Below are 21,110 nucleotides of genomic sequence, written 5' to 3' on the forward strand. Positions count from 1 at the left end.
AAGAAGGAGTGTCATCGCGTGCACGCTACGGGACCGGGAGCATCGCTACGCGCCTGCAGCCGACGTCAGTTCACGTTCCGAGCAATCAAGGTTCAGATCACTTCCGCCGAATAGGCGCGCGCCATCAATCGATGCAGGACTCAGTGCACAGGTTGCCGCGCCATCCGCGCCTGCGCGATGGCCTCCACCAGCATGTCGCCCGTCACCGGCTTGCGCAGGAAGCCGTCGAATCCCGAGGCCAGTACCTGCTGCTCGGCGTAGGCATCCGATCGGGCGGTCACCGCGATCAGCGGCAGCTCGTAGCCCATCGCGCGCAGCTGCGAAGCGATCGCGATGCCGTCCAGCGCCGGCAGGTCCAGATCCAGCAGCCCGATGTCGAAACGGCCCGAGGCCACTTCCGACAGCGCCGCCAGCCCATGCAGCACATGCACCACCTCATGCCCGCGCGTGCGCAGCAGGCCGGTGATGACATCGGCGACGGTCGCATCGTCTTCCACCAGCAGGATGCGCAGCGGCGGCAGCGCCGCGCGCGTGTCGTCCGTCGCGTCCCCCACATGGCGGCTGCGCTGCAGTGTCCACGGCAGCGGCAGGTGCACACTGAAACGCGCGCCCTGGCCCGGGCGGCTGTCGATGCCGATCCGCCCGCCCATCGCCACCGCCAGTTCCTGGCAGATCGCCAGCCCCAGCCCGCTGCCGCCGTAGCGCGATGCGGTGCGCGGCCCGTCGGCCTGTTCGAAACGGTGGAACAGGCGCTGCTGCTGTTCCTTGCTGATGCCTGGTCCGGTATCGGAGACCTCGAAGACCACGCCGTGGCCGTCGTCGACCAACTCGATGCCCAGCCCGACGTGGCCCTGCTCGGTGAACTTGATGGCGTTGCCGAGCAGGTTCATCAGGATCTGGCGGATCCGCATTTCATCGCCGCTGACCTGGACGGGCCCGGGCAGATTGAAACTGCGCTCGAAGGCCAGGCCACGGTGGTGGGCCATCGGCTCCATCAAGGCCTCCACCTGCTCAAGCAGCGTCATCAGATCGAACGGGCGGATGTCCAGCTCCAGCCGGCCTGCTTCGATGCGGGCCAGGTCAAGCGCATCATTGACCAGCCGCAGCAGGTGCGTGCCGGCATGCTGGATGGAGGCGGCGTAGCCGCGCTGGATCTCGTCCAGCGGCGTGGAGAGCAGCAGTTCGCTCATGCCCAGCACGCCGGTCATCGGCGTGCGCACTTCGTGCCCGAGCGTGGCCAGGAAGCGGCTCTTGGCCTGCGAGGCCTGTTCGGCCAGCTGCTGCTTGTGCAGGGTCAACTGCCATTGCTGGCGCCGGCGCAGGCGAACCCGGGCCACGTGGGCGATGGCGGCGATGGACAGCACCGTGCCAAGCACGTAACAGACGATGGCCCAGTTGCTGCGCCACCACGGCGGGTTGACCTGCACGGTGAGCGTGCGCGTGGGGGTCCAGTCGCCGTGCGGCGTCGCCGCCTGCACATCGATGGCGTACTGTCCGGCAGGCAGACGCGACAACAGGCGCTCGCCATCGGCGGCCTGCATCACCCAGTTCTGGTCATAACCCGCGACCCGGAAGCGATACCGGTTGCCCTGGGGATTGGCGAAGGACAACAACCGCGCGGAAATGATCAGGTCGCGATCCAGCGGGCCCAGCGTGATCGGCGCATTGATCGGCAGGGTCTGCTGGCCTTCGGCATCGTCGCGACGCACCTGCACGTTGTCGATCACCAGCTGCGACGGCGGCAGCACGATGTCCGGCGCATCCGGATCGAACCCCACCAGACCGGTGGCGGTCACCGCCAGCACCTGGCCCTTGCTGTTGCGCACCGGCGGCCGGCCGCTGAACTCCGCATCGGGCAGACCATCACGCTCGCCGTACAGGCGCGCACGCCGCAGGCGCGGATGCCAGGACACCAGGCCGCGCGGGGTGGTCGCCCAGACCTGGCCATCGCGCCCCACCACCACGCCGCCCATCGATACCGGCGGCAGGCCCTGGGCCGCGCCGACCCGTTCACGCAGGGTCATGCTCAAGCCATCCCACGCATAGCGCTCCAGCGCGCCCTTGCGGGCCAGCCACAGGTGGTCCGGGCCGTCCCAGGCAATGTCGTAGATGCTGCCGCGGGAAATGCCCGGCACCTGCTCGAACCGATCATTGCGCCAGCGCAGCAGCCCCATGTCGCCCACCACCCACAGCTGCCCGCGCGGGTCGAACACCATCTGCTCGACCGGGTTCTCGGTGAGCCCGCGGCCCTGGTCGATGCGGATGGTATCGAGCACGCGGCCGTCGGCGGCGCGGCGCTGGATTCCGTAGTTCATGATCGACAGCCACAGCTCCCCATCGGGCGCCTGGCGGATCAGGTCGATACGCTGGCGGACATCCGATCCTCCGCCGATCTTCCACTCGCGCAACGCACCGGTGCGTGGCTGGTACAGGCTCAGGCGCCCGGCCCGGCCGATCCACAGCGCGCCATCGGCGCGCGGCAATACCGACCATGCCGCGCCTACCCCGATCCGGGCGTCGTCGGCGATCTGGCTCAACCGCCCCACCTCGTCCAACCGGTACAGGCCATGCGCGCCGGCGATGTAGAACGCTTCGCCGGCGGCGGCCACGCCGAGCAGGTAGGCGCTGTCCAGCGGCTTGCCGTCCAGCTGGTACCAGCTGGAAAAGCGCTTCCAGTCCGGCGGCAGGTACGCCAGGCCCTGGGTCAGCATGGCCACCCACAGCCCGCCCTCGTGATCCTGCAGCAGGTCCAGCACCCCACTGCGGGCCGTCAGGAAGCCGCTGCCCGCATCACCGGCCAGCAGGCGCAGGGCGCGGTCGTTGCCCCGGTACAGGCCATCGGCCGTGCCCAGCCAGTAGCCACCGTTGCGGTCGTGGATCACGCTGGCCGCGCGCACGTCGGCGCTCAACGTCCACGGCGCGGGGGTGACCACGTCATCGGCGCCGATCCGGAACAGCCCGCCCTCGGTGCCGGCCCAGACCGTGCCATCCGGTTCGCGGGTGAGGCGGAACACGCTCTTGCCGCCCAGCAGCGCCGGCGCGATGCGGGTGAAATGATCGCCTTCCCAGCGCGCCACGCCACTGCCGGTGCCCACCCATACCCGTCCCTGCGGGTCGGTCAGCAGCGTATAGATGGTGTTGTCCGGCAGCGTGCGTGGGTCGCCCGGATCGGCCTGGTAGCGGATCAGCCGGCCATCTTCGCCGCGCCGGCAGATGCCGTGCTGGTTGGTGCCGATCCACAACGACCGCGCCGCATAGGCCAGCGACCAGAACTGTCCCTCGCAGCGTGCGTTCACATCGGCGAAGCGTTCGAAGCGGCGGCGCTCCGGCCCCAGCATGCTCAGGCCCACCCCGTTGGTCCCTACCCACACGCGGTCCAGCGGGTCGACCAGCAGGGTCTCCACTTCGTTGCCCGGAATCGAATCGGGATCGGCCGGATCGTGGCGCCAGACACGTAGCCCCACACCGTCCAGGCGTGCAAGTCCGTCATCGGTGGCCGCCCATACGTATCCCTGGCGGTCCTGGGCCAGCGCCAGCACCATGCGCGAGGGCATGCCTTCGGCGGCACCGAAGCGGCGCATGCGCGGTGTTTCTGCCGATGTCCCTGTGGCCCACGACGCGGCCGGCACTGCACACAGCCACAGCACCAACACCACGATGCCAGCCCGCCAGACGCGCGCGCTCATCGCCATTCCGATCTCCGTGTAGGCGCGGATTGTCGCATGGAACACGCTTTCTCCTGCGCCCGGCCCCCGCACGGAACCGGCGCCGGGCGCGTTCACACCGGCACCACGAACTGTTGCAGCCATGAGCCTGCATGGCTGCGCAGACCTGTGCGTATGATCGGCACAGATTCCGATGGAGCCCGGCCATGTCCCTGCGCCTGACCCTTGCCCTGCTGCTGTTCTCCGCCCCCGGCCTGGCGCTTGCCGCCGACAGCTACCGCCTGGACCCGGTCCACACACGGGTGCTGTTTGCGATCGAACACGCCGGCTTCTCGCATGCGCTGGGCACCATCTCCGGCAGCGAGGGCGTACTCGTGTTCGATCCGCAGGACTGGGCCGGGGCAACGCTCAACGTCAGCGTGCCGCTGCAGCGCCTGGACCTGGGCGACGACAAATGGAACAAGGCCACGCTGGCGCGCAGCCTGCTCGATGCCGAGCGCTTTCCCGAGGCCCGCTTCGTGTCCACGCGGGTCGAGCCGATCGACGCCACTCACGCCAACGTCATCGGCCAGCTGACCCTGCACGGGGTCAGCCGCGAAGTCACGCTGGCGGTCACGCTCAACGCACTCAAGCGCCACCCGCTGCCGCCGTTCCGGCGCACCGCCGGTTTCTCGGCCACCGCCACGCTCAGCCGCAGCGCATTCGGCGTGGATGGCTGGCCGTCGATGATCGGCGATGAGGTGCAGCTGCGCATCGAGGCCGAGGCGGTGCGCGACCGCACTGCCGCCGATCCGCAGGACACACCGTCCGTCGAGGATGCGGGAACTCCGCCGACCACACCGCACTCCGATTCCCCATCCCCTCAGCCGGTCCAGGAGACCACGCCATGACCGCCAAGAACACCGCTGCCCGCTGGGGCGGCGTCAGCATGACCCTGCACTGGTTGATCGCCGTGCTGATCCTCGCCCTGGGCATCGTCGGCCTGACGATGGGCGAGTTCCCGAAGACGCCGAAGTACTTCTGGATCTACACGATGCACAAGTCGATCGGCATTACCGTGCTGGCACTGGTGGTGGTCCGCCTGGGCTGGCGACTGTATGCCGGCGCGCCGGGGCCGGTGCCCGGCACACCGACCTGGCAGGAGCGCATCGCCTCGACCACCCATTGGCTGCTGTATGTGCTGATGTTCGCCATCCCGCTGTCGGGCTGGCTGTACGACTCGGCCAGTGGACTGCGCCCGTTCCGCTGGTTCGGCCTGGTCAACGTGCCCAAGCTCAGCGCGCCGGACGCGCAGGTCACCCAGATCTCCCATGCCATCCACGAGTGGGGCTTCTGGCTGCTGATCGCCGTGGTGTTGGCCCATGCCGGCGCCGCGCTTTACCACCATCTTTACCAACGCGATGCCACCCTTGCGCGCATGATGCCGCAGCGGTGGCTCGCCTCCCCCCAGAAGGATTGAGAATGAACATCAAGCTCACCACCCCCGCAGCGGTCGCCGCCGCCCTGGCCGGCCTGATGGCCGCCGCCCCGGCCCTTGCCGCCGAGTACGTGCAGGCGCCTGGTTCGGTCCTGGTGTTTGCCACCAAATACGACGGCGAAGTCTTCACCGGCAGCTTCCCGGGCTTCGACACCAGGCTCAGCTTCGATCCGGCCAAGCTGGACGGCTCGCACCTGGAAGTGACCATTCCGCTGGCCGGCGCCAAGAGCGGCAACAGCGACCGCGACTCCACGCTGCAGGGCGCCGACTTCTTCAACGTCGGCAAGTTCGCCCAGGCCAAGTACAGCGCCAGCAGGTTCCGCGCACTGGGCAACAACCAGTTCGCCGCCGACGGCACGCTGGAACTGCGCGGCGTCAGCAAGCCGGTCACGCTGACCTTCACCTGGACCCCGGGCGCCCAGCCGGTACTCACCGGCAAGGCCACGGTCAAGCGCCTGGACTTCGGCGTGGGCGGCGGCGACTGGGCCGACACCAAGACCATCCCCAACGAAACCGCGATCAGCACCAAGGTCGTCCTGAAAGCAAAGTAACGCGGGCGACCGCGCCGGCCGGTGCCGGCCCCCGCCCCAGCGATCGCCTGCAGGGCGCCGGCCACCGGCCGGCGCCCTGCAGGCGTCAGCCCATCCAGGCCCGCAGCGCCGCCACATCGAACGGCCAGTCCAGCTCGCGGCCCTGCGCATCGCGCAGCACCGGCACGCGCAGCCCGTAACGGGCCTCCAGCGCCGCATCGTCGTCGATGAACACACTGTCCAGATCGCCCACCCGGGCCTGCGCCAGCACCGCCAGGGCCTGGTCGCACAAGTGGCAGTCATCACGCTGGTACAAGGTAAACACCGGCCCACCCGCCTTGGCAAATGTTGCGCCGCAATCATGGCTGGCGCCCGCGACAGCATAGAATGGCGCTCCATCCGATACCCGCAGTTTGGCAATCATGGCAGTCAGCACGTTCGATGTGTTCAAGATCGGCATTGGCCCGAGTTCCTCGCATACCGTAGGACCGATGAAGGCTGCCGAGCGTTTCGTGCACCGTTGGCTGCTCGACCCGGGGCATCTGCAGGACGTGGTGCGCATCCGGGCCGACGTCTACGGCTCGCTGGCCCTCACCGGTCGCGGCCACGGCACCGACAAAGCGGTGCTGCTCGGGCTGGAAGGCCAGCGCCCGAACCTGATCGATCCGGACATCATTCCGGAAACGCTGGAGCGCATCCGCACCACCAAGCGCCTGAAGCTGATGGGCCAGCATGAGATCGTGTTCGACGAAAAGCGCGACCTCGGCCTGAACAAGCGCCAGAAGCTGCCCTATCACACCAACGGCATGCGCTTCACCGCGTACGACGCCCAGGAACAGGTCATCGCCACCCGCGACTACTACTCGGTGGGCGGCGGCTTCGTGGTCAACCAGGACGACGCCGCCGACGATCGCATCGTGCCCGATGAAACGCCGCTGCCGTATCCGTTCAAGAGCGGCGACGAGCTGCTGGCGCAGACCGCGCGCAGCGGCCTGAGCATCGCCCAGATGATGTTCGAGAACGAGAAGTGCTGGCGTACCGAGGACGAGATCCGCGATCAGCTGCGCGAAATCTGGAATGCCATGCAGAGCTGCGTGGCACGCGGCATCCGCCAGGAAGGCACCCTGCCCGGTGGCCTGCATGTCTCACGCCGTGCTCCGGCGCTGTATCGCGAACTGTCGTCCAAGCCTGAAGCGGCCATGCGCGATCCGCTGACCACGCTGGACTGGGTGAACCTGTACGCGCTGGCGGTCAACGAGGAAAACGCAGCCGGCGGCCGTGTGGTCACCGCCCCGACCAACGGCGCTGCCGGCGTGCTCCCGGCCGTGCTGCACTACTTTGATCGCTTCTGCCCCGGCGCCAATGAACAGCGCGTGTTCGACTTCCTGCTGACCTCCGCCGCGATCGGCATCCTGTACAAGGAAAACGCCTCGATCTCCGGCGCCGAAGTCGGTTGCCAGGGCGAGGTGGGCGTGGCCTGCTCGATGGCCGCCGGCGGCCTGGTTGCCGCACTCGGCGGCAACCCCAGCCAGATCGAGAATGCCGCCGAGATCGGCATGGAGCACAACCTCGGCCTGACTTGCGACCCGATCGGTGGCCTGGTGCAGATCCCCTGCATCGAGCGCAACGCGATGGGCGCGGTCAAGGCGATCAACGCCAGCCGCATGGCCATGCGTGGCGACGGCAAGCACAAGGTATCGCTGGACAAGGTCATCAAGACCATGCGCGACACCGGCCGCGACATGCAGGACAAGTACAAGGAAACCAGCCGCGGCGGCCTGGCGGTCAACGTCATCGAGTGCTGATCCGCGGCCGCCGACCCACGGTCGGCTGCACCGGTCATGGTGTCGCGGCACGTGCGCGGCACCTCCGGTAAAGTCCGGGTTCCCCTTCCGGAGACCGCCATGCGCATCCTGGCCGCCGCCCTGCTCGCCTGCCTCCCGCTGACCACCTTCGCCGCCGAGACCTATGGCCCGCGACTGGAAGGCTTCGACTACCCGTATCCGGTGAAGATCTTCCCGCTCGGATCGCAACGGCAGCCGCTGGAGATGGCGTATCTGGATGTTCCGCCGGCAGGAACCGCGTTCGCCGGTACGGTGGTGCTGCTGCACGGCAAGAACTTCTGCGCGGCAACCTGGAAAGACAGCATCGCCGCGCTCACCGCCGCCGGCTACCGGGTGATCGCACCGGACCAGATCGGCTTCTGCAAATCCAGCAAGCCCGAGCGCTACCAGTATTCGTTCGGACAGCTCGCCGCCAACACCCACGCGCTGCTGGCCCACCTCGGCCTCGACGCGGCCAAGGTGGACCTGGTGGGCCATTCGATGGGCGGCATGCTCGCCGCGCGCTATGCCCTGATGTATCCGCAGCAGTTGCGCCACCTCGCGCTGGTCAATCCAATCGGGTTGGAAGACTGGAAGGCCAAAGGCGTGCCGTGGCGCAGTGTGGATGCGTGGTATGCCAACGAACTCAAGACCAGCGCCGACAGCATCAGGGCGTACCAGCGGGAGGTGTACTACAACGGCCAGTGGAAACCGCAGTACGAACAGTGGGTGCGCATGCAATCGCGCATGTATGACGGTGCGGGGAAGGAAGCGGTGGCCTGGAGCCAGGCACTCACCTCGGACATGGTGTTCAATCAGCCGGTGGTATACGAGCTGCCGCGCATCGCCGTGCCCACCACGCTGTTCATCGGCCAGACCGACCGCACCGCCATCGGCCGGGACCTCGCACCGCCGGCGTTGAAGGCCACGCTGGGCGACTACCCGACGCTGGGCAGGGCCGCCGCCGCTGCGATCCCCGGCGCGACGCTGGTGACGTTCGACGACCTCGGCCATTCGCCACAGGTGCAGGACCCGGAACGGTTCAACGCCGCCCTGTTGAACGCCCTGCAACACCCAGGCAGGTAGGGGCCGGCCGTTGGTCGGCTGGCCACGCCTGGGGTGGCAATGATCAGCGCCGTACGATCGCCAGCACGTCGTCGAGCAGCGCCGCCGCGGTGACGCCGGCGCCCGCACCCGGACCCTGGATCAGCAGCGGCTGCTGCTGATAACGGTCGCTGTGGATCGCCACCCGGTTGTCGGTCTGCGCCCCGCCCGCCAACGGGTGGTCGAGCGGCAGGATGCGCAGCCCCACCGACGCGCCGTCGTGGTCGAAGCCGCCGACGAAGCGCAGGCAGCCACCCTGTGTCTGTGCCTGGTGCCAGTACTGCAGCAGCGGCGCATCAAGCTGCGACAACGCGCCCAGCGCCGCGTCGGCCGGCAACGCGGCCAGCGCGTCCGGCACCAGCGAGGCCACCCGCACCTGCCCGGCGCACAGCGCGATGCCACTGGCCCGGGCCAGGATCAGCAGCTTGCGGCGTACGTCCTCACCGGACAGGTCCACGCGCGGGTCCGGCTCGGTGTACCCGGCGCGGGCGGCCTCGCGCACCCAATCGGAGAACGCGCGTTGGCCATCGTAGTGATGGAACAGCCAGGCCAGCGATCCGGACAGCACGCCTTCCACGCGGTGGATGCGGTCCCCCCCGGCCACCAGCGCGCGCAGGCTGCTCAGCAGCGGCAGGCCCGCGCCTACCGTGGCGCTGTCGCCGTACTGCGCGTCGCTGCCCTGGCGGCTGTCGGCGATGGCCTGCGCCCGCGCGAGCTGCGCGCCCTGGCCGAGCTTGTTGGCGGTTACCACATGCACGCCGCGAGCCAGCCATTGCTCATGCCGGTTGGCCACCTCGTCGCTGGCGGTGGCATCCACCACCACATCGCCGCGCTGCAGGCCGTCGGTGTCCGCCCAGGGCTGCAACGCCGGCGCGGTACGGGCAGCCAGGTTGGCCAGCTGCAGCTCCTGCTCCGGCGCGTGCCCACAGGCGCGCGCCGTCCGCGAATTGGCCAGCCAGGAGAACTGCGGCAGTGCCACGCCGCGTGCCAGCAACGACTGGTAGCGCTGCACGAACGCAGTGCCGACGGTGCCGGTGCCGAGCAGCGCCAGACGTCGCGCCGTGGCCGGGGCCAACGTCAGGACCGCGCTCATGCATCCACCTGTTTGCGGTGTGCCGTCCGGGCCTGCAGGTTGATCACCGCCTGCGCGCGTTCCAGCCCGGCCTGCAGGTCGGCCACGAGGTCCTCGGGCGATTCGATGCCCACCGACAGGCGCAGCAGCCCTTCACTGATCCCTGCATGCGCACGCGCCTCCGGCGTCATCGCGGCGTGGGTCATGGTGGCCGGATGCGCGACCAGGCTCTCGACCCCGCCCAGCGATTCGGCCAGGGTGAAAAAGCGCAGGCCGTCGACGAAGGCGCGCACGGCCGCGTGTGGATCATCGCCGGCGCAGGACGCCAGCTCGAAGGACAGCATCGCGCCGAAACCGCTCTGCTGGCGCGCGGCGATCGCGTGCCCCGGATGGTCCGCCAGCCCGGGGTAGTACACCTGGGCAACCGCATCGCTGGCGGCCAGCAGATCGACCACTGCGGCGGTGTTCTCCTGGTGCGCGCGCAGGCGCGCGCCGAGCGTACGCAGCCCGCGAAGGGTCAGGAAGGCATCGAACGGCGAGCCGGTCAGCCCGAGCGCATTGGCCCACCACACCAGTTGCTCATGCACCGCCGGATCGCGCGCAATCACCGCCCCCCCCACCACGTCGCTGTGCCCATTGATGTACTTGGTGGTCGAGTGCAGCACCAGATCGGCGCCGAATGCGATCGGCTGCTGCAGCGCCGGCGACAGAAAGGTGTTGTCCACCACCACCTTGGCGCCGGCCCTGTGCGCGGCGTCGATGACGAAGCGCAGGTCGGTGATGCGCAGCAGCGGGTTGGACGGGGTTTCGATCAGCACCAGCGTCGGCGACTGCGCCAGCGCATCGGCCAGCGAGCGCGGATCCGTGAGGTCGGCGGTGATCAGCCCGAAATGGCCCTTCTTCGCCAGGGCGTTGAACAGCCGCCAGCTGCCGCCGTACGCATCATGCGGCACCACCAGCGTATCGCCCGGCTGCAGCAGCGCGTTGAGCACCAGGTTGATCGCTCCCATGCCGGTGGAGGTGATCACGCCCCCTGCGCCGCCTTCGAGTTCGGCCAGTGCCTCACCCAGCAGGTCGCGGGTCGGATTGCCGCTGCGCGTGTAATCGTACTGACGCTTGTTGCCGAAACCGTCGAAGCTGAAATTGGAGGACAACACGATCGGCGGGGTCACCGCGCCGTGGGCGGTATCACGGTCAATGCCGGCGCGTACCGCAGCGGTGACGCGGCTACAGGACGGTTCGGTACCAGCGGACAGACTCATGCGGTTTCTCCCGGGGAACGGATGGCGTTGGTGAGGATCGCGTCGATGCGATCGGTTTCTTTGAGGAAGGCGTCGTGGCCGTAGGGCGAGCGCAGCACGCGCAGGCTGCCGCGCGGGCCCAGCCCTTCGACCAGGCCGACGCAGTCGGCCAGTGGCACCAGCCGGTCCCCTTCGACGGCGACGACCACGGTCGGTACCTGGAGGGCGGTGGGGTCGACGCGGTGCAGGTCGATCGATTCGGACAGGCGCAGGTAGGCGTTTACCGGCGTGCGCGCCACGTACTGTGCGCCGGCCGCATCCAGGTAGTCCTCGGCGGCCACGCGCACGCGGCCATTGACCACCTCCGGTGCGGCATCGAAGCGCTCGCCGAATTCTTCCGGCGTGCGGTAGCTGAGCATGGCGAACTGCCGGGCCAGCGACAGACCGTGGCTTTCAGCGCACTGCAGCTGCCCCAGGGCGACCGCACGGCGCTGCAGCGCGCGCCACGCCGCGGCGTACGGGTGCGGGCGATGCGCGCCGCTCACCGCGACCAGCCGCTGCAGTCGCTGCCGGTGCCGCACCGCGAACTGCTGTCCGACCAGGGCGCCGTAGGAATAGCCGACGAAACACTGCAGCTGCGCGATGCCGAGCTGGTCGAGCAGCAGCGCCAGCGCATCGGCCTGGTCGGCGGTGTCGATCGGCAGGTCCAGCGCGCCGTCGGCACCGATGAAGTCGAACGCCAGGATGCGCAGCGTGGCCGGGTCCAGGGTGCGGCCCGCCGCCACCAGGCCGTCGGCCCAGCCCTTCTCGGGGAACTCGGCATTGGCAGCCACGTGGCGATGGGCCGAGATGCCACCGGCCAGCACCACCACCGGCGCATCCTCGCGTCCGACCAGTTCGTAGCGCAGACGCACCGGGCGCACGCCCCCGTGGCGCATCGACAGCACCGCGGCGATATCGCCGCGCACGGCGTTGCGGCCGTCGATGACGGGCACGCTGACAGGGGCGAAGGTGTCGGTGGCGAGCGCTGAAGCGGTGGCGAAACGCATGGCGGTATCCCAGGAAGGAAATCGGCCATCGAGCTTTCGCGGAGCTCGCGTTCGAGATGCACGCACAGTGCATGGGTCGAACCATCTTTCGGTGGACGCCACGGTCCCCGCAGGATTTGGCACCTACGCAGGTCGCTTGCGCGCCTGCGGGCTGCCCCGGCTTCAAAGGGCCTGTCCCTCTGCCGGTCTCGATGGTGGAGCCACGATGCCAGCCCCCACAGCGCATGTCAATCCCTTCATCGGGATGAAGCGATATAGTTTTTTCTCATCAGGGCATTGGGCCCCGTCTTTCCTGAACGGACCACATTGCGTAGAGTCCGCGCACCTCAATAGGATCGACACCATGCGACGGATCGTGCTGCTGCTGTTGCTGCCATGCCCCCTGCTGGCCGGGGCCGCGCCGCCGGACTGGCGCTCGGGCTGGGGCATGGTCCAGCCCACCGGGGTGCCGCAGGGCGCAAGCGCCGGCGCGCTGGCCTCGGTGAAGCTGGAAGGCGGCGCCAGCCGCTGGCAGGCCCGGGTCGACAACCACCTCGCCGGCCCGGTGCAGGTGGCGCTGCGCCAGGATGCGGGCGCCGTGGCGCTGCCCGGGCTGCCGATGCAGACCGTCCTGCCCGGCTCGGCCAGCGTGGTGGTGACGCGTCTGCAGTTGCCGCCGGACACCCAGCGGCTGAACCTGCTGCTGGATGCGGTACCGGGCGATCCGGCGGCCCGGCCGATGGACGTGGCCTACCAGCTGCCGTTCGATGCCAAGCGCTTCCAGGTGACCCAGGCGCCCCAGGGGCGTTTCAGCCACACCGACGCGGAGAACCGCGATGCGGTCGATTTCGCCCTTCCCGAGGGCACGCCGGTGCTGGCCGCACGTGCCGGCAAGGTGATGCAGGTGCAGGGCAATTTCCACGACAACGGCCAGGACCCGGCGCGCGACCGGGACCGCGCCAACTTCATCCGGGTGCTGCATGAAGACGGCAGCATGGCGGTCTATGCCCACCTGCAGGCCAATGGGGTGCTGGTCCGAAGCGGCCAGCGGGTGGAGGCCGGCCAGCGCATCGGCGTATCGGGCAACACCGGCTACAGCACGGCCCCGCACCTGCACTTCGTGGTCCAGGCCAATACCGGCATGCAGCTGCGTTCGATTCCGGTGCGCATCGTGGCGCCCCAGGGCGAGCTGCAGTTCGCCCGTGAGGTGGCCCCGGGCGGCGACGGGGCCGCGCCCTGACCCGCCAACCCCGGCGGCCCGGTATAATCGGCGGCTTATCTCTTTGAAAAGCGCCCCGGGCGGGCGCGTCACGCCATGTCCGAAGTCGCTACCGAAGCTGCGCGCCGCCGCACCTTCGCCATCATTTCCCATCCTGACGCCGGCAAGACCACGCTGACCGAAAAGCTCCTGCTGTTCGGCGGTGCGATCCAGATGGCCGGCTCGGTCAAGGGGCGCAAGGCCGCGCGCCATGCCACGTCGGACTGGATGGCGCTGGAAAAGGAGCGCGGCATCTCGGTCACCTCGTCGGTGATGCAGTTCCCCTACGAAGGCAAGATCGTCAACCTGCTCGACACCCCCGGCCACGCCGACTTCGGCGAGGACACCTACCGCGTGCTGACCGCGGTGGACTCGGCGTTGATGGTCATCGACGTGGCCAAGGGCGTGGAAGAGCGCACCATCAAGTTGATGGAAGTGTGCCGCCTGCGCGACACGCCGATCATGACCTTCATCAACAAGCTCGACCGCGAAGGCAAGGAGCCGATCGACCTGCTGGATGAAGTGGAAAGCGTGCTGGGCATCCAGTGCGCGCCGGTCACCTGGCCGATCGGCATGGGCCAGCGCCTCAAGGGCGTGGTCCACCTGATCAGCGGCGAAGTGCACCTCTACGAGCAGGGCCGCAACTTCACCCGCCAGGATTCGACCATCTTCCCGTCGATCGACTCGCCGGACCTGGCCGAGAAGATCGGCGAACGCATGCTGGCCGACCTGCGCGACGAACTGGAGCTGGTGCAGGGCGCCAGCCATCCGTTCGACGTGGAGGCCTACCTGGCCGGCAAGCAGACTCCGGTGTTCTTCGGCTCGGGCGTGAACAATTTCGGCGTGCAGCCACTGCTGGACTTCTTTGTCGAGCACGCCCCGTCGCCGCAGCCGCGCGCGACCACCGGCCGGGTGATCGCACCGCAGGAAAACAAGCTGACCGGGTTCGTGTTCAAGATCCAGGCCAACATGGACCCGCAGCACCGCGACCGCGTGGCCTTCATGCGGGTGTGTTCGGGCCGATTCGTGGCCGGCATGAAGACCTTCCACGTGCGCAGCGGCAAGGAAATGAAGCTGGCCAATGCGCTGACCTTCATGGCCAGCGATCGCGAGATCGCCGCCGAGGCCTGGCCTGGCGATGTGATCGGCATCCACAACCACGGCACCATTTCGATCGGCGATACGTTCACCGAAGGCGAAGCGGTGAGCTTCACCGGCATTCCGAACTTCGCGCCGGAGCTGTTCCGCCGCGCGCGCCTGCGCGACCCGCTGAAGCTCAAGCAGTTGCAGAAGGGTCTGGCGCAGTTGTCCGAAGAAGGCGCAACCCAGTTCTTCCGTCCGCTGATGAGCAACGACCTGATCCTGGGGGCGGTCGGCGTGCTGCAGTTCGATGTGGCGGCCTATCGTCTCAAGGACGAGTACGGTGTGGAGGCCACGTTCGAGCCGGTCAGCGTGACCACCGCGCGGTGGGTCACCTGCAGCGACGAAAAGAAGCTGGAAGAATTCCGCGAGAAGAACGCCAGCAACCTGGGCATCGATGCCGCCGGCCAGCTGGTATACCTGGCCCCGACCCGGGTCAATCTGCAGCTGGCGCAGGAGCGCGCGCCGGACGTTCGCTTCGCCGCCACGCGCGAAGCGGCGCACAGCGTCTCGGTCGCCTGATCGAACGGCTGAACAGGCGTGCGTGCAAGCGCGCGCCATCGCGGCGATGATAGGGGGGAGCGGGCTCCCCCTCCCCGCGCACCCGATCATCGCCATGACCTCAGTCGTTTCCGTACGTGAAGAAATCGCCAGCGCCCTGACCCACGGGCTCGGCGCGGTCGCCGCACTCGCCGCCAGCGCGGTGCTGATCACGCTGGCCGCCATCTATGGTGACGGCTGGCAACTGGCCAGCGCGATCGTGTTCGGCGTGGCCCTGCTGCTGCTGTACACCGCCTCCACGCTCTACCACGCCATTCAGCACCCGATCGCCAAGGGCCGGCTGAAAGTGTTCGACCACTGCGCGATCTACCTGCTGATCGCCGGCACCTACACCCCGTTCACCCTCATCGGCCTGCGCGGCCCGTGGGGCTGGGGCATGTTCACCGCGATCTGGGCGCTGGCGCTGTTCGGCGTGGTGTTCAAACTGTTCTACACCGGTCGCTTCAAGCTGCTGTCCACGCTGATCTACATCGCGATGGGCTGGATGGTGCTGGTGGCGATCAAGCCGATGTGGGCGTCGCTGGACGCCTGGACACTGGGCTGGCTGCTCGCTGGCGGCCTGTCCTACACGCTGGGCACCTACTTCTACCACCGCGAGTCGATCCCCTATTCGCACGCGATCTGGCACCTGTTCGTCATCGGCGGCAGCGTCTGCCACTTTGTGGCCGTGACTGCGCAGATTCTCTGATCCACGTCGACGGCACCGTCAAGATCAACGTCGGCGGGGCGGGTGGGTTTACGGGACACGCCGTGAATCCGTAAGCCCACTCGCACCACGCCGCTCATCCACACATCAGGTGAGCGCCGTTGCCGTTGCACGACGCCCTGACACCATCCTTACCAATGCTTCGCGTTGCCTGCACGATGAACAGGCAAGGATGGAACGCGTGGATACTGTCGACTCCCCTGCTCCGTCTCCTGCAGCGCGCCGCTGGCACCGTCCCGGCAAACGCGGGCAGCGCTGGTTGGCGATCCTGCTGTTTCTGTTCGCCGCGCTGCTGATCCTCATCGCGCTGTGGGACTGGAACTGGTTCAAGGGACCGGTCGAGCGGGCGGTGCAGGCCAGGACCGGCCGTGCATTCCACATCAACGGCGACCTCGACGTCGACCTCGGCCGCACTACCGTCATCCGCGGCGACCGCCTCACTTTCGCCAATGCAGCGTGGGCGAAGACCCCTCGGATGGCCACCGCCGATCGTGCCGAGATCGCCATCCGCGTCTGGCCACTTCTGCGCGGCGAGGTGCGCATTCCCGAAGTGCGCCTCACCCGGCCCGACCTGCTGCTGGAAACCGGCCCCGGCAAGGACACGCCCGGCAACTGGGATTTTCTCGGCCCGTCCACCGGCAACCCGCCGCAACTTCAGCGCCTGCTGGTTGACGACGGGCGTCTGCAGTTCATTGATGCGGCCGGCAAAACCGATGTCCTGGTCGCGCTCAACAGCGGCAAACCCCGTCGCCAGGACAGCGCACCGCCCCTGCTGGTCAAGGGCAAGGGGCGCTGGAAGGGCAATCCCTTCTCCCTGGACGGCAACACCGAATCGCCGCTGGAACTGACCCACAGTGACCACCCGTTCCGCATCCACCTGGATGGCCGCGCCGGCGCCACCCATGCCATCGCCAGCGGCACGCTGACCAACCCGTTCGCGCTGCGCACCTTCGATCTGGAGTTGATGCTCAGCGGACAGGACATGGAAGACCTGTATCCGCTGATCGGCCTGGCCATTCCCTCCACACCGCCGTATCGGCTCAAGGGGCGGCTCAAGCGCAACAACGATACCTGGCGCTACGAGAACTTCACCGGCACCGCCGGCGACAGCGACCTCGGCGGTACCGCGCAGATCGATGTCGGCGGCGAGCGGCCGTTCCTGAAAGCCGATCTGGTGTCCAGACGACTGGACTTCGACGATCTGGCCGGCTTCATCGGCGCGCCGCCGAAGACCGGCGCAGGGGAGTCGGCCAACGCCGAACAGAAAGCCGAAGCCGCCGCGCTGGCAGCGCGCGCCAAGGTGCTGCCCGACACGCCGTACAACCTGACCAAGCTGCGCGCGATGGACGCCGACGTGCGGTGGAAGGCACAGCGCATCAACTCCCCGGTGCTGCCCCTGGATGACATGGATGCGCATCTCAAACTGGATGCGGGCCTGCTCCGCCTGGAGCCGCTGAATTTCGGCGTCGCCGGCGGCGACATCCGCAGCACCATCCGCCTGGATGCGCGGAGGGACACCATCGCCACCCGCCTGCAGGCCACCATCCGCAAGGTCCAGCTCGGCCGCCTGTTCCCCGATGCCAAGCTGGCCGAACAGGCCTCCGGCGGCATCAGCGGCAACGTCGACCTGGCCGGCACCGGCAATTCGGTGGCCGCAATGCTTGGCAGTTCGGATGGCAACGTCGGCGTGGCCATCGGGCGGGGCCATGTCGGCAACCTGATCATGGAGCTGGCCGGGCTGGACGTGGCCGAGTCCTTGAAATTCCTGTTCACCGGAGACAAACAGATCCCCCTGCGCTGCGGGTTCGGCGACTTCAGCGTGGGCAATGGCGTGATGCGCTCGCGTGCGCTGGCGCTGGATACCACCGACACCCTGATCGTCGGCGAAGGCACGGTCGACCTGAAACAGGAGCAGCTGGACCTGCTGCTGCGCCCGCGTCCGAAGGACATCAGCATCCTGGCGCTGCGCTCGCCGCTGCGTATCGGCGGTACCTTCAAGGACCCGTCGTTCCGTCCCGATTTCAAGGCGCTGGGCCTGCGGGGCGCGATCGCCCTGACCCTGGGCAGCATTACCCCGCCCGCCGCCCTGCTGGCGACGATCGAAACCGGCCCGGGCAAGGACAGCGACTGCGGCGGGCACTACGCGAAGTGAGGCCTGCGGGGAGTACCGACCGGCGGTCGGCACCCTCCCTTCCCTACCGGGGGCGCTCAGCCGGCGACGATGTACTGCTGCAGCTGATCCAGCTTCTGCGCCTGCTCGTCGATCACCGACTTGACCAGGTCGCCGATCGAGATCACGCCGAGAACGCCGCTCCCGTCCACCACCGGCAGGTGCCGGATGCGGTAATCGGTGACCAGTTGCAGACAGTGTTCGACCTGCTCGGACGGCGCCACAGTGACCACCTTGGCGGTCATGATCTCGCTGACCGGGGTGGTGTGGGACGAGCGCTCGTGGAGTACGATCTTGCGCGCGTAATCGCGCTCGGACAGGATGCCGACCAGCCGCCGGCCCTCCATCACCAATACCGCACCGATGCCCTTCTCGGCCATCAGCCGGATCGCTTCGATCACCGCCGTGTCCGGGGCAACCGCGAAAACCTCAGGGGACTTGCCTTCCAACAGCTGTCGAACCGTGGTCATGGCCTTGCTCTCCACCGACGGGATGCGCTGCCGAGTCTGCCACGATCGGCGCCTGCCAGGTGTCAACCAGATACAGCGGCCGCTGTTTGGACTCCTCGTACAGCCGCCCCAGGTACTCGCCGATCAGCCCCAGCGCGATCAGCTGCACGCCGCCCAGGAACAGGATCACCGCCATCATCGTCGGCCAGCCGGCCACCCGGTCGCCGTACAGCGCCGCCTTGGTCACCACCACCAGCGCGAACAGGAAGGCGAAGCTCGCCGCCGCCAGCCCCAGGTAAGTGGTCACCCGCAGCGGCGCGGTGGAGAAGCCGGTAATCCCTTCCAGCGCGAAGTTCCACAACCGCCACAGGCCGAACTTGCTGTCGCCCACCAGCCGGGCATGGCGGTGGTAGGGCACCGCCTTGCGACGGAAACCGACCCAGCCGAACAGCCCCTTCATGAACCGGTGGCGCTCGCGCAACTGGCGCAGGGCCTGCAGCGCCCGCGGCGACAGCAGCCGGAAGTCACCGGTGTCGGCCGGTATCGGCGTCTTCGACAACCGTCCGATCACCCGGTAGAACGCCGCGGCGGTGGCGCGCTTGATCCAGCCTTCGCCATCACGTGCCAGCCGGGTGCCATAGATGTTGTCGTACCCCTCCCGCCACAGCGCCACGAACGCGGGGATCAACTCCGGCGGGTCCTGGCCATCGGCGTCGAGGATCATCACCGCGCCGCTGTCGACAAAGTCCAGTCCCGCGGTCAGCGCCGCCTCCTTGCCGAAGTTGCGCGACAGCCGCAGCACGCCGACCCGGGGGTCCTGCGCGGCCAGCGCTTCCATCACCGCCCAGGTCGCGTCGTGGCTGCCGTCGTCCACATACAGGATGCGCCCATCGATGCCGTCCAGGGTGTCGAGCACGGCGCACAGGCGCGGGTGCAGCAACGGCAGCGCCTGCGCCTCGTCGTGCGCGGCAATGACAACGGTGAGGCGATCGGCAGGCATGGTGACGATTGTACGGGGCCGCCCGTCGGCACGGACCGTCACGGTTCCTCGGCCAGATAGCCCTGCCCGCCCAACTGGCGCGCCTGGCGCTGGATCCAGGCCGCGCGTCGCTGCACATAGGGGCCGGGGCGGGCCGCGTTGTAGCGCCGGGGGGCGGGCAGAACCGCCGCCAGCCGCGCGCTCTCCGCCGGGCTCAACCGGGCGGCGTCCTTGTTCCAGAACTGCCGCGACGCCGCCTGCGCACCGTAGATGCCGTCGCCGAACTCGGCGATGTTGGCGTACATCTCCAGGATCCGCGATTTCGGCCAGAGCGCTTCGATCAGCAGCGTGTACCAGACCTCCAGGCCCTTGCGCACCCAGCTGCGGCCCTGCCACAGGAACAGGTTCTTGGCGACCTGCTGGCTGATCGTGCTTGCCCCCCGCAGCCGCCCGCCGCGGGCGTTGTGATCGCGCGCCTTCTCGATCGCCTGCAGGTCGAAGCCGTTGTGAACGGGGAAGCGCTGGTCTTCGGCGGCCACCAGGGAAATCGGCAGGCTCGGCGCCATCTGGTCCAGGTCGCGCCACTGGTAGTGCAGGCGGTAGTCCCAGTCACGCTGGCTCAACGCCTCGCCATAGCGCCACATCATCACCGTGGACACCGGCGGGTCCAGGAAGCGCAGCAGCACCACCTGCAGGACCGTGATGGCCACGAACAGGACCGGCAGCCAGAGCAGGCGTTTCCAGCGCCAACGCCGCGCGCGCGGTGGATCCAGGCCCGGGTCGGCCTTGTGGTTGCTGCGCTCTGCCCCCATTAGTGGTGCATCCTCTGCTTGCACGGTTGTCGGCGCATTATCCGGCAACTGCCCCTCCTTTCGCGCAGCCTTCGAACCGATGACCCACACCACCGACACCCTGACCCGTTTCCTGCTTCCCGATGCCGGCGTGCGTGGCGTCCACGTCAAGCTCCAGGCGTCCTGGCGGGACATCCTCGCCCCGGCCAGCTATCCGGCCAACGCCACCGAACTGCTCGGCCAGGCCAGCGTCGCCTCGGCCCTGTTCACCGGCCACACCAAGGTCGACGGGCGCCTGTCGATCCAGCTGCGCAGCAGTACCGCAATGCGCACTCTGTTCGCCGAATGCACTGCGGCGGGCACCCTGCGCGGCATCGTGCAGCTGGCCGACGGCGGTGACGACGCCCCGCGCGACCTGACCGCCCTGGGCGATGACGCCCTGCTGGCCATCACCATCGAGAACCCGGGCCTGGACCCGCGCGAACCGCAGCGCTACCAGAGCCTGGTCGGTCTGACCGCGCCCAGCCTGGACGAAGCCTTCGAGGACTATTTCCGCCAGTCCGAACAGCTGCCCACGCGCCTGCTGCTGGCCGCCGATGGCGACCGCGCCGCCGGCCTGCTGCTGCAGAAGCTGCCCGGCGACCAGGGCGACGACGACGGCTGGTCGCGGGCCAGCGCGCTGTTCGAGACCCTGGGCAGACAGGAGCTGCTGGAGGTGGGCCCGGAAGACCTGGTGCATCGCCTGTTCCACGAAGAGGCACCGGAACTGCTGGCGCAGCGCCCCCTGCGCTTTGACTGTTCGTGCTCGCGCGAGCGGGTGCAGGGGATGCTGATCTCGCTGGGCGAGACCGAAGCCCGGGCGGCGGCCGAACCCACGGGCGCGGTGGAGATCCGATGCGAATTCTGTGGACGGGAATATCACTTTCCGTTGACGGAATTGGACATACTGTTCAGCGAGCCGACGGCGACGTCGCCGGCACCTGAACGTCTTCAGTAATCGACGCACGAGTTTTGTTCTGGGGAGAACCAAGACTTGTTAAGAAATCATAAACACCCTAGGATCGGTGTCCCGCCTCGGCGGGAACTTGTGCTCATTGCCGCTGTCTGAGAGTTCCC

At 68.3% G+C, this 21,110-nt stretch carries 18 protein-coding genes and 1 riboswitch; of the genes, 10 read left to right on the forward strand and 8 right to left on the reverse strand.

Annotated elements, in window-relative coordinates; translation table 11 throughout:
• Nucleotides 1-140: 140 nt before the first annotated feature.
• Nucleotides 141-3,686, reverse strand: a complete 3,546-nt coding sequence (locus ACPEH8_RS14345) for an ATP-binding protein (RefSeq protein WP_423667296.1) — start codon at nt 3,684-3,686, stop codon at nt 141-143.
• A 185-nt stretch (nt 3,687-3,871) separates the two neighbouring features.
• Here ACPEH8_RS14345 and ACPEH8_RS14350 point away from each other — a divergent pair, with 185 nt between their 5' ends.
• Genes ACPEH8_RS14350 through ACPEH8_RS14360 form a run of 3 tightly spaced genes read left to right on the forward strand, consistent with a single transcriptional unit; the run spans nt 3,872 to nt 5,693 of the window.
• On the forward strand, nt 3,872-4,555 hold the full coding sequence (locus ACPEH8_RS14350) for a YceI family protein (protein ID WP_166473337.1): 684 nt from the start codon (nt 3,872-3,874) through the stop codon (nt 4,553-4,555).
• Entirely contained in the window at nt 4,552-5,124 is a 573-nt protein-coding gene (locus tag ACPEH8_RS14355) for a cytochrome b (RefSeq protein WP_136003081.1), read from the forward strand. The genes ACPEH8_RS14350 and ACPEH8_RS14355 overlap by 4 nt, the downstream gene beginning before the upstream one ends.
• Before the next feature lie 2 nt (nt 5,125-5,126).
• A complete protein-coding gene (locus ACPEH8_RS14360) occupies nt 5,127-5,693 on the forward strand; it encodes a YceI family protein (protein WP_136003080.1) in 567 nt (188 codons plus the stop codon).
• 85 nt (nt 5,694-5,778) lie between these two features.
• Here ACPEH8_RS14360 and ACPEH8_RS14365 read toward each other — a convergent pair whose 3' ends face one another.
• Nucleotides 5,779-5,997 (reverse strand): glutaredoxin family protein, encoded by a 219-nt coding sequence (locus tag ACPEH8_RS14365; RefSeq protein ID WP_229296476.1) that lies wholly within the window; start codon nt 5,995-5,997, stop codon nt 5,779-5,781.
• 97 nt (nt 5,998-6,094) lie between these two features.
• Here ACPEH8_RS14365 and ACPEH8_RS14370 point away from each other — a divergent pair, with 97 nt between their 5' ends.
• Nucleotides 6,095-7,477 carry an L-serine ammonia-lyase gene (locus tag ACPEH8_RS14370; RefSeq protein ID WP_136003078.1) on the forward strand — a complete coding sequence of 461 codons (1,383 nt, stop codon included), beginning with the start codon at nt 6,095-6,097 and terminating at the stop codon, nt 7,475-7,477.
• A 99-nt stretch (nt 7,478-7,576) separates the two neighbouring features.
• A complete protein-coding gene (locus ACPEH8_RS14375) occupies nt 7,577-8,581 on the forward strand; it encodes an alpha/beta fold hydrolase (RefSeq protein WP_136003077.1) in 1,005 nt (334 codons plus the stop codon).
• 43 nt (nt 8,582-8,624) lie between these two features.
• Here the strand turns inward: ACPEH8_RS14375 and ACPEH8_RS14380 are convergent, their stop codons facing one another.
• Genes ACPEH8_RS14380 through metX form a run of 3 tightly spaced genes read right to left on the reverse strand, consistent with a single transcriptional unit; the run spans nt 8,625 to nt 11,961 of the window.
• Entirely contained in the window at nt 8,625-9,692 is a 1,068-nt protein-coding gene (locus ACPEH8_RS14380) for a homoserine dehydrogenase (RefSeq protein WP_153164650.1), read from the reverse strand.
• On the reverse strand, nt 9,689-10,933 hold the full coding sequence (locus tag ACPEH8_RS14385) for an O-succinylhomoserine (thiol)-lyase (protein WP_423667240.1): 1,245 nt from the start codon (nt 10,931-10,933) through the stop codon (nt 9,689-9,691). The genes ACPEH8_RS14380 and ACPEH8_RS14385 overlap by 4 nt, the downstream gene beginning before the upstream one ends.
• On the reverse strand, nt 10,930-11,961 hold the full coding sequence (metX, locus tag ACPEH8_RS14390) for a homoserine O-succinyltransferase MetX (RefSeq protein WP_423667243.1): 1,032 nt from the start codon (nt 11,959-11,961) through the stop codon (nt 10,930-10,932). Before metX ends, ACPEH8_RS14385 begins: the two co-directional genes overlap by 4 nt.
• A gap of 78 nt (nt 11,962-12,039) precedes the next feature.
• Nucleotides 12,040-12,159: riboswitch (SAM riboswitch) on the reverse strand.
• A 145-nt stretch (nt 12,160-12,304) separates the two neighbouring features.
• On the opposite strand from metX, the gene ACPEH8_RS14395 reads away from it, so the two are divergent.
• The 4 genes from ACPEH8_RS14395 to ACPEH8_RS14410 all read left to right on the forward strand — a co-directional run bounded on the left by ACPEH8_RS14395 (nt 12,305) and on the right by ACPEH8_RS14410 (nt 17,757).
• Nucleotides 12,305-13,180 (forward strand): M23 family metallopeptidase, encoded by an 876-nt coding sequence (locus tag ACPEH8_RS14395; RefSeq protein ID WP_153164651.1) that lies wholly within the window; start codon nt 12,305-12,307, stop codon nt 13,178-13,180.
• Nucleotides 13,181-13,255: 75 nt separating this feature from the next.
• Nucleotides 13,256-14,860, forward strand: coding sequence for a peptide chain release factor 3 (locus ACPEH8_RS14400; RefSeq protein ID WP_423667246.1), 1,605 nt, complete (start codon nt 13,256-13,258; stop codon nt 14,858-14,860).
• Nucleotides 14,861-14,954: 94 nt separating this feature from the next.
• The gene (gene trhA, locus ACPEH8_RS14405) at nt 14,955-15,587 is read left to right on the forward strand and encodes a PAQR family membrane homeostasis protein TrhA (protein ID WP_051008554.1); all 633 of its coding nucleotides are present in this window, start codon (nt 14,955-14,957) and stop codon (nt 15,585-15,587) included.
• 190 nt (nt 15,588-15,777) lie between these two features.
• The gene (locus tag ACPEH8_RS14410) at nt 15,778-17,757 is read left to right on the forward strand and encodes an AsmA family protein (protein WP_423667249.1); all 1,980 of its coding nucleotides are present in this window, start codon (nt 15,778-15,780) and stop codon (nt 17,755-17,757) included.
• 56 nt (nt 17,758-17,813) lie between these two features.
• Here ACPEH8_RS14410 and ACPEH8_RS14415 read toward each other — a convergent pair whose 3' ends face one another.
• Genes ACPEH8_RS14415 through mtgA form a run of 3 tightly spaced genes read right to left on the reverse strand, consistent with a single transcriptional unit; the run spans nt 17,814 to nt 20,015 of the window.
• On the reverse strand, nt 17,814-18,245 hold the full coding sequence (locus ACPEH8_RS14415; protein ID WP_017354617.1) for a CBS domain-containing protein: 432 nt from the start codon (nt 18,243-18,245) through the stop codon (nt 17,814-17,816).
• Entirely contained in the window at nt 18,205-19,224 is a 1,020-nt protein-coding gene (locus tag ACPEH8_RS14420) for a glycosyltransferase family 2 protein (protein ID WP_017354616.1), read from the reverse strand. Before ACPEH8_RS14420 ends, ACPEH8_RS14415 begins: the two co-directional genes overlap by 41 nt.
• A gap of 38 nt (nt 19,225-19,262) precedes the next feature.
• Nucleotides 19,263-20,015 carry a monofunctional biosynthetic peptidoglycan transglycosylase gene (gene mtgA / locus ACPEH8_RS14425; RefSeq protein ID WP_136003071.1) on the reverse strand — a complete coding sequence of 251 codons (753 nt, stop codon included), beginning with the start codon at nt 20,013-20,015 and terminating at the stop codon, nt 19,263-19,265.
• A 79-nt stretch (nt 20,016-20,094) separates the two neighbouring features.
• On the opposite strand from mtgA, the gene ACPEH8_RS14430 reads away from it, so the two are divergent.
• Complete coding sequence (locus ACPEH8_RS14430) at nt 20,095-20,991, forward strand: Hsp33 family molecular chaperone HslO (RefSeq protein ID WP_136003070.1); 897 nt, start codon at nt 20,095-20,097, stop codon at nt 20,989-20,991.
• Nucleotides 20,992-21,110: the final 119 nt, after the last annotated feature.

Origin of the sequence: Stenotrophomonas sp. NPDC077461 (genome assembly GCF_049545475.1) — a bacterium.
Lineage (GTDB): Bacteria > Pseudomonadota > Gammaproteobacteria > Xanthomonadales > Xanthomonadaceae > Stenotrophomonas > Stenotrophomonas nematodicola.

Excerpts from the sequence above, each read along its gene's own strand:
- ACPEH8_RS14345 (WP_423667296.1), bottom strand. The coding sequence starts at position 3,686 with ATGAGCGCGCGCGTCTGGCGGGCTGGCATCGTGGTGTTGGTGCTGTGG.
- ACPEH8_RS14350 (WP_166473337.1), top strand. The coding sequence starts at position 3,872 with ATGTCCCTGCGCCTGACCCTTGCCCTGCTGCTGTTCTCCGCCCCCGGC.
- ACPEH8_RS14355 (WP_136003081.1), top strand. The coding sequence starts at position 4,552 with ATGACCGCCAAGAACACCGCTGCCCGCTGGGGCGGCGTCAGCATGACC.
- ACPEH8_RS14360 (WP_136003080.1), top strand. The coding sequence starts at position 5,127 with ATGAACATCAAGCTCACCACCCCCGCAGCGGTCGCCGCCGCCCTGGCC.
- ACPEH8_RS14370 (WP_136003078.1), top strand. The coding sequence starts at position 6,095 with ATGGCAGTCAGCACGTTCGATGTGTTCAAGATCGGCATTGGCCCGAGT.
- ACPEH8_RS14375 (WP_136003077.1), top strand. The coding sequence starts at position 7,577 with ATGCGCATCCTGGCCGCCGCCCTGCTCGCCTGCCTCCCGCTGACCACC.
- ACPEH8_RS14380 (WP_153164650.1), bottom strand. The coding sequence starts at position 9,692 with ATGAGCGCGGTCCTGACGTTGGCCCCGGCCACGGCGCGACGTCTGGCG.
- ACPEH8_RS14385 (WP_423667240.1), bottom strand. The coding sequence starts at position 10,933 with ATGAGTCTGTCCGCTGGTACCGAACCGTCCTGTAGCCGCGTCACCGCT.
- metX (WP_423667243.1), bottom strand. The coding sequence starts at position 11,961 with ATGCGTTTCGCCACCGCTTCAGCGCTCGCCACCGACACCTTCGCCCCT.
- ACPEH8_RS14395 (WP_153164651.1), top strand. The coding sequence starts at position 12,305 with ATGCGACGGATCGTGCTGCTGCTGTTGCTGCCATGCCCCCTGCTGGCC.
- ACPEH8_RS14400 (WP_423667246.1), top strand. The coding sequence starts at position 13,256 with ATGTCCGAAGTCGCTACCGAAGCTGCGCGCCGCCGCACCTTCGCCATC.
- trhA (WP_051008554.1), top strand. The coding sequence starts at position 14,955 with ATGACCTCAGTCGTTTCCGTACGTGAAGAAATCGCCAGCGCCCTGACC.
- ACPEH8_RS14410 (WP_423667249.1), top strand. The coding sequence starts at position 15,778 with ATGGAACGCGTGGATACTGTCGACTCCCCTGCTCCGTCTCCTGCAGCG.
- ACPEH8_RS14415 (WP_017354617.1), bottom strand. The coding sequence starts at position 18,245 with ATGACCACGGTTCGACAGCTGTTGGAAGGCAAGTCCCCTGAGGTTTTC.
- ACPEH8_RS14420 (WP_017354616.1), bottom strand. The coding sequence starts at position 19,224 with ATGCCTGCCGATCGCCTCACCGTTGTCATTGCCGCGCACGACGAGGCG.
- mtgA (WP_136003071.1), bottom strand. The coding sequence starts at position 20,015 with ATGGGGGCAGAGCGCAGCAACCACAAGGCCGACCCGGGCCTGGATCCA.
- ACPEH8_RS14430 (WP_136003070.1), top strand. The coding sequence starts at position 20,095 with ATGACCCACACCACCGACACCCTGACCCGTTTCCTGCTTCCCGATGCC.